General features: G+C 57.9%; 6 protein-coding genes and 1 pseudogene. 6 read left to right on the top strand and 1 reads right to left on the bottom strand.

Annotated elements, in window-relative coordinates; all coding sequences use genetic code 11:
* The 6 genes and pseudogenes from ACVWY9_RS11835 to ACVWY9_RS11810 all read left to right on the top strand — a co-directional run.
* A pseudogene (locus ACVWY9_RS11835) lies at positions 1–172 on the top strand (IS5-like element ISSoc13 family transposase); the annotation flags it as partial.
* A 422-nt stretch (positions 173–594) separates the two neighbouring features.
* Positions 595–1,146 carry a DNA starvation/stress protection protein DpsA gene (dpsA, locus tag ACVWY9_RS11830; protein WP_457388514.1) on the top strand — a complete coding sequence of 184 codons (552 nt, stop codon included), beginning with the start codon at positions 595–597 and terminating at the stop codon, positions 1,144–1,146.
* A gap of 124 nt (positions 1,147–1,270) precedes the next feature.
* On the top strand, positions 1,271–1,549 hold the full coding sequence (locus ACVWY9_RS11825; RefSeq protein WP_414343199.1) for an Asr1405/Asl0597 family protein: 279 nt from the start codon (positions 1,271–1,273) through the stop codon (positions 1,547–1,549).
* Positions 1,533–2,192, top strand: coding sequence for a (2Fe-2S) ferredoxin domain-containing protein (locus ACVWY9_RS11820; RefSeq protein ID WP_457388512.1), 660 nt, complete (start codon positions 1,533–1,535; stop codon positions 2,190–2,192). The genes ACVWY9_RS11825 and ACVWY9_RS11820 overlap by 17 nt, the downstream gene beginning before the upstream one ends.
* Before the next feature lie 303 nt (positions 2,193–2,495).
* Positions 2,496–3,470, top strand: a complete 975-nt coding sequence (locus ACVWY9_RS11815; RefSeq protein WP_011433046.1) for a Gfo/Idh/MocA family protein — start codon at positions 2,496–2,498, stop codon at positions 3,468–3,470.
* 312 nt (positions 3,471–3,782) lie between these two features.
* Positions 3,783–5,081 carry an AmpG family muropeptide MFS transporter gene (locus tag ACVWY9_RS11810; RefSeq protein WP_457388510.1) on the top strand — a complete coding sequence of 433 codons (1,299 nt, stop codon included), beginning with the start codon at positions 3,783–3,785 and terminating at the stop codon, positions 5,079–5,081.
* Between the two features lie 132 nt (positions 5,082–5,213).
* Here the strand turns inward: ACVWY9_RS11810 and gap are convergent, their stop codons facing one another.
* Complete coding sequence (gene gap / locus ACVWY9_RS11805) at positions 5,214–6,230, bottom strand: type I glyceraldehyde-3-phosphate dehydrogenase (protein WP_457388508.1); 1,017 nt, start codon at positions 6,228–6,230, stop codon at positions 5,214–5,216.
* Positions 6,231–6,362: the final 132 nt, after the last annotated feature.

Raw genomic sequence — 6,362 nt, 5'->3', positions numbered from 1 at the left:
TAGAAAGACGCAGCGGCATTATGACAAGCATCTGTATCAAGAGAGGCATTTAATCGAATGCTTTTTTCATAAGTTAAAGCAGTACCGGCATCTATGTTCTCGTTTTGACAAATTGGCCAGGAACTTCTTGAGTTTTCTCTATCTCGTCAGTGCTCTCTTTTGGCTCAAATGAAAGATCAACACAACCTAAAGGCTTCTGGCTTCTCAAGAGATTCAGAGGCTTCTGGGATGCCTCGGGCACGGTCAACAATTTGGCGGGTTAGGTCAATCAGTTTGTCCAGAAGGGATGGGCTTTTCTGAGACATGCTTCTTGCTCTGGCTTCCTCGAGGCCGATAGCCCCACAAAGGTAGTTCAGGGCGGATCCTACTGCCAAGTTTCTTCCGATACCGGAGACTGACCTAGCCAAGAGCCAATCTGTCTGCGCCCTGATCCCACTCCAAAGGGATCTGCAACAACGGGCTTATTGAGAGTTATTCACAAGAGCCATTTTCTGCACTATGCTAAATTTGGAGATAAACACCCAAGGATCCCAGGCCCGCTATGGCGGGCAGTTTAGGATTCGCAGCTCCTCTTAACTTGTGCTGGAGAATTTTATGTCCGAAACTTCAACCCTGCGCCAGTCTTTCAACAGCGTGCGCGACAATCCTGTCTTGCTTGGCACTGAGATAACCCAGCCGGTTTGCGAGGGGATGAACGCCCTGCTGGCCAGCTTCCAGGGGCTGTACTTGCAGTACCAGAAGCATCACTTCGTGGTAGAAGGCACTGAGTTCTATCCGCTGCACCAACTCTTCAAAGATCACTACGAGCAGGCGAGGGAGCATGTCCACGACCTGGGAGAACGCCTAGAAGGGCTGGGAGGTGTGCCGGTAGCCAGCTTTGCCACCTTGGCCCAGCTTTGCTGCTTTACCCCTGAGCCGGATGGAGCTTTTGAGGCACGGCAAATGTTGATGAACGACCTGGCGGCAGAGCAGGCCATCATCGATCTGCTGCGGCGGCAGGCAGCCCAGGCGGAGAGCCTTGGGGATCGGGCCACCCGCTACCTCTACGAGCAGATCCTGTTGAAGACAGAGGATCGCGCCTTCCATCTCCGTCACTTCCTGGCCAACGATAGCCTGGTGTTCGGCTTGATGAACGGCAGAGCCTAGCCAGAAGGTCCACAGGTGGGCTTGAGCCTGCCTGGTTTCCGACCTCTGGCTTTTTTTTGAAAAGCTATTGAGAATTTGTTTCATTTCTCTACCATTCTTTACCTCTGAGGTGCTGATCCCGGCCATGAACCCCGCCTTTCTGGACTCTGAGCGCGGTTATCTTTTGGATATTCCTCTGGGCGAGCGCTGGCGCATCGGTCGGCGGTTAGTGGAATTGGGGATCCCGGCGATTTGTACAGGAGATGGTCGGCTGCGGGTGGAGGTGAGTACTCCATTGGCTGTTCTACAGGTGCGCAGTGTGATCCGTCAGCACACAGCGCGGCGACAGGAGTTATTGGATGGCCTAGAGGTTTGTTGGCAGCTCAACACAGAGGCTGGGGGTCAAGATGAGCAAGTTCCCTAAGCAAGGGATCCCGTTTGAGTCGGAAGGCCGGTTTTTGGGATTTCTTCCCGATAAAGACGGCAAGCTCAAGTACCTGCGTTGGCAAGCCGGAGCGGACGTTTTTTCCGGCAAGATCCCCAAGCCCCTGCGTTCTGCCCTTTACCGCACCCTCAAACCTGGCGATGCGGTGCAGATCTCGGGGGAGCGAGAAGTGGATCTGCACAAAGGGCGAGAAAAATGGGTGCTTTACCGGGTGGTTCCCCTCGGAGAGAGGGCGGGGGGTTTGTCTTCGGCTTCTGGGGCTGAGGCAGCTTCCGAACCGGTTGCTCCAAACATCACAGATATCAAAGGAGATATCAAAGGTACAGACATCAAAGGTAAGGTGCTGGTCTGCCAGAAATCCGACTGTTATCGGCGTGGGGCCGGAGCGGTGATGCAAGCCCTGAACGCCCACTTGGCCGCCTACTCTGGTTCGATTTGCGTGCAGGGGGTGGGCTGCATGAAAGATTGCAAACGGGGCCCCCATGTGGTGTTTATGCCCGACAAAGCCCGTTATAGCGGCGTTTCCCCCCAAGGGATCCCGGATCTGTTGGAGCGGCATTTTGCCATTGCGTCGCGGGTACAGCAGGTTGAGACAGCGGCTTCTTCCCAATGCCCACGCTGACCCTCCATCGGCGAACGGCTCTGTGGGGCGGGCACGAGTGATTTTCCTTCTGCAGAGGAGCCGCTTTGGGTTGGTTTGAGACAGATTCCTTTCTTTTTCCCGGTGGTGGGCTGCAATTGACTGCCCTTGCCCCCCGGGAGAGGAGAGCCAACACAATCACACAGGTTGCTGCAATCGGAAATGAATGGTGCAAAGGGTGCAGCAGTAGACCTGGGGAGAGCGAGATCCCGATTGCCAGCTGGTGGAAGGGATCCCTCCTGTGTGATGCTACAGACAGAGGCAGGCTAGGGGAGGGAACAAACCTTGCGGGTGGGGATCATCGGCACCGGCTACGCAGCTCGCTCACGGGCCGAGGCCTTGCGCAAAGATGGGCAAGTGCAGATTGTCGCTGTTGCCGGTCGAGCTCCCGACCGGAGCGATGCTTTTGCCGCCGAGTTGGGGGCCGTCGCCTATTCGGACTGGTCTTCTCTGTTGGGCGAGCAGCGGCTGGATCTGGTTTTTGTCAGCACCATCAATCGGGATCATGCCGCCATTGCCCGTGCTGCTCTGGAGGCAGGGATCCACACCGTCGTGGAATATCCCCTCGCCCTCAGCGCTGCCGAAGCGCGTTCCTTGGTGCAATTGGCAGCCGAGCGGCAAGTGCTGCTGCACGTCGAACACATCGAGCTAATTAGCGGCGTTCACCGGTTGCTGAAACAAGAGCTGGAAGGGTTGGGCAAGCTGTTTGCCGTTCGCTACATCACTCTCACCGCCACCCACCCCGCCCCCGATCGCTGGACCTATCGGCCTGAGTTGTTTGGCTTCCCCCTCATGGGGGCCGTTTCTCGCATCCACCGCTTGGTGGACTTGTTGGGCAGGGTAGAACGGGTGAGCTGCCAACTGCGCTACGACGGGCCGGATCTGCCCCACCGCTACAGCAGTTGCTACTGCACAGCCCAGCTGAGTTTTGCCAGTGGGTTGCTGGCGGTGTTGACCTATGGCAAGGGGGATTCCCTGTGGTGCTCGCAGCGGCTACTGGAGTTCCACGGTCAACGGGGGGGCCTATTGATCAACGGCGAAGAGGCAACGTTGCTGCGGCCCGGCAGCGCCCACCCTCTAGAGACGGGATCCCGCCACGGCCTGTTCGAGCAAGACACCCGCATGGTGCTGGATCACCTGCGCCACGGCAGACCCCTCTATATCCATACTGAAAACATGCTCCACGCCCTGGCGGTGGCCGAGGCAGCCGAGCGATCTGCCCAAACCCAGCAGGTGGTTTGCGTTCAGGATTGGCCCTAAGGGAAGTCCCTCTCCCCTTGAGAGAGGGGAGCTACGCAATGGGGAGTTTCACTGGGATGTTATGGTCATTTCAGGTTAAGGTGAGACGCCTGGGCTGCTGATCGCGCCAGCGGGACGGAGTCCTTGAAAAGCCCTATAGCCTGCTGCACTCAGAGTTTTAGGTGTGGGTGCAGTGCCCTAGTTTAATTGAAATGACCATACTGGCAATACAGGGATCCCTGAAAATAGACAGGATGGCGGGGAGGGCTAGTCATGATTGAGGCGGGGGCAAGCGTCTTGAGGCGGATGTTGGGCGTCTACGGCAGCTCTAAGATGGGCGTTCTGCTGCTGTTGGGGTTTTCTTCGGGTTTGCCGCTGCTGCTGATCAACACCACCTTGAATGCTTGGCTGACCCAAGCGGGCTTGACCACCATTGCCATCGGCTTGTTTAACCTGCTCAATTTGCCCTACTCCTTTAAGTTCTTGTGGTCGCCTGTTCTGGATCGATTTCTGTTGCCGGCACCGGGATCCCTGCGGGGCAGTCGGCGGCGGGGGTGGATGGCCCTGACCCAGGTGCTGTTGCTGCTCAGCATAGGGCTACTGGGTTTTCAGGATCCGACCCAAACCTGGCTGGAAGCCTTGGGATGGGAAGAGCTGGCCCAGACTTGGCCGGGCATCACAGTTTTCACCCGCCCGATCTTTCTGGTGGGGTTGCTGGTGGCTTTTTTGAGCGCCTCTCAGGACATCGCGGTGGATGCCTACCGTACCGATATCTTGGCGGAGCGGGAGATGGGGGCAGGGGTAGCCATTTTCGTATTTGGCTACCGCATCGCGCTGCTGGTCAGCAGTGGCGTGAGCTTGATCTTGGCGGACTATTTGCCCTGGTGGCAGGTGTATGGGATCATGGCGCTGCTGATGTTGATCGGGTTGATTACCTCGTTTTTGGCCCCTGAGCCGGAAAACAGCGCCCTCAAGCCTACCTCTTTGCGGTCGGCCATCATCGAGCCGTTTCAATCTTTTTGGCGGCACCGCTTGGCCTGGGCGATCCTGCTGTTTGTGGTCTGCTTCAAGTTGCCGGATAGCTTGGCAGGGCAAATGACCCCTACATTTTTGTTGCAGACGGGGTTTAGCACCAGCGATCTGGGCATTATCCGCAGTTGGATAGGCTTGTTGGCCACCTTGGCTGGGGCTTTTGTGGGGGGGGAGTGGGTCAGCCGCATCGGCACCTACCGCTGTCTGTTCATTTTCGCAGCCTTGCAAGGGATCGGCAATTTGGGCCTGGGAGCGATTGGGTTGGTGGGGCAAAACTATCCGCTGCTGCTGGGGGCAACCATTTTCGACAACATGGCCGGGGGCATGGGCACGGCTGCTTTTCTGGCTTTTTTGATGAGCCTCTGCGACCGGCAATTTAGTGCCACTCAGTATGCTTTGCTCACCAGTGTGTTTGCCGTGGGGGGAACCTTGGCCGGGGCTGTGTCAGGCTATTTGGCGGCTGCGGTCAATTGGCCTTTGTTTTATCTGATCACGGCGATGACAGCCGCTCCGGCAATGGTGATCCTGCTGTGGCTCGGCCCCCCTTCATCGACTGCAGCCCTGGCCACGGCTGCAAAAGGGGAAGCCTCTGAACCGTAGCTGCCCCTCCAGCCGTCTGTGTCTACCGTTGGCCTTTCCACCCCATGGTGGCGAATGAGCAGCCCGTTATCTCTGCCCTGCTTTCTTCGCTGCTGACGGTAGCCTTGCCTTGAACGCAACAAGGATGGCCGCCTACAGCGCAGCCCCGATTTTGGCCGCCAGATCCACCAGCCGCGCCGCATAGCCGTACTCGTTGTCATACCAGGAGAGCACCTTCACCGTGCGATCCCCTAAGGTCATGGTGGATCCCAAATCCACAATGGAAGAGTGGGGATCCCCGACGATATCCGCCGAGACGATCTCTGGCGGAGCAATGGCCAGGATGCCGCGCAGCGGGCCTTCTGCAGCCTCGATAAAGGCTTGGTTGACTGCTTCTTTGGTGATGGGCTGCTCGGTACGCACCACAAAGTCCACAATCGAGCCGGTCAAGGTGGGCACCCGCAGCGCCAGGCCATCCATCTTCCCTCTCAGGGCGGGCAAAACCTCGGCCACTGCCGTGGCGGCCCCGGTGGTGGAAGGCACGATCGACACTGCTGCTGAGCGGCCCCGCCGATAATCTTTGGGATCCGGGCGATCCACAATTGCCTGAGTGGCGGTATAGGCATGGCAAGTGGTGAGAAAGCCGGTCTCGATGCCGAAGCGATCCAACAAGACCTTAGCCAGCGGCGCCAAGCAGTTGGTGGTGCAGGAAGCATTGGAGATGATGTGATGCCGCTCCGGGTCGTATTGGTCGTCGTTGACCCCCATCACCACCGTCAAGTCGGGGCCTTTGGCGGGAGCAGAGATGATCACCTTTTTGGCCCCGGCCTCCAGGTGTTTGGCCGCCCCCTCTCTTTTGGTGAACAAGCCGGTTGATTCCACCACCAGGTCAACCCCCAGATCTTTCCAGGGCAGTTGCGCCGGATCCCGCTCTGCCAAAACCCGGACTTTCAGGTGGTTGCCGATTTGCAGATGCCCGTCCACCGCGCTCACGGTTTGGGGAAGGCGCCCATAGGCCGAGTCGAACTGGAGCAGATAGGCCAAGTTGTCGGGTTCGGTCAGGTCATTGACTGCTACCACCTCCAGCTCTGGAGCTGGTTGAGACAGCAGCACCCGCAGGAAGGCCCGCCCAATGCGACCAAATCCGTTAATGGCTACCCGTGTGGTCATCGCAATCCTCCGGTATCAGTTTATACGATGGATCAGGGGACGCGGCATGGGAGACGCTGCCCCCCTAGGGATAGGGTAAAAGAAGAACGGGATCCCCATCGCTTTTGCACCCAAGATCTCCAGATTTGCCAC

This window comes from Thermostichus sp. OS-CIW-31, assembly GCF_054060305.1.
Note: the sequence above shows the minus strand (reverse complement) of the source record. Positions and strands in the feature narration are given on the sequence as shown.

Excerpts from the sequence above, each read along its gene's own strand:
- dpsA (WP_457388514.1), top strand. The coding sequence starts at position 595 with ATGTCCGAAACTTCAACCCTGCGCCAGTCTTTCAACAGCGTGCGCGAC.
- ACVWY9_RS11810 (WP_457388510.1), top strand. The coding sequence starts at position 3,783 with ATGGGCGTTCTGCTGCTGTTGGGGTTTTCTTCGGGTTTGCCGCTGCTG.
- ACVWY9_RS11825 (WP_414343199.1), top strand. The coding sequence starts at position 1,271 with ATGAACCCCGCCTTTCTGGACTCTGAGCGCGGTTATCTTTTGGATATT.
- ACVWY9_RS11820 (WP_457388512.1), top strand. The coding sequence starts at position 1,533 with ATGAGCAAGTTCCCTAAGCAAGGGATCCCGTTTGAGTCGGAAGGCCGG.
- gap (WP_457388508.1), bottom strand. The coding sequence starts at position 6,230 with ATGACCACACGGGTAGCCATTAACGGATTTGGTCGCATTGGGCGGGCC.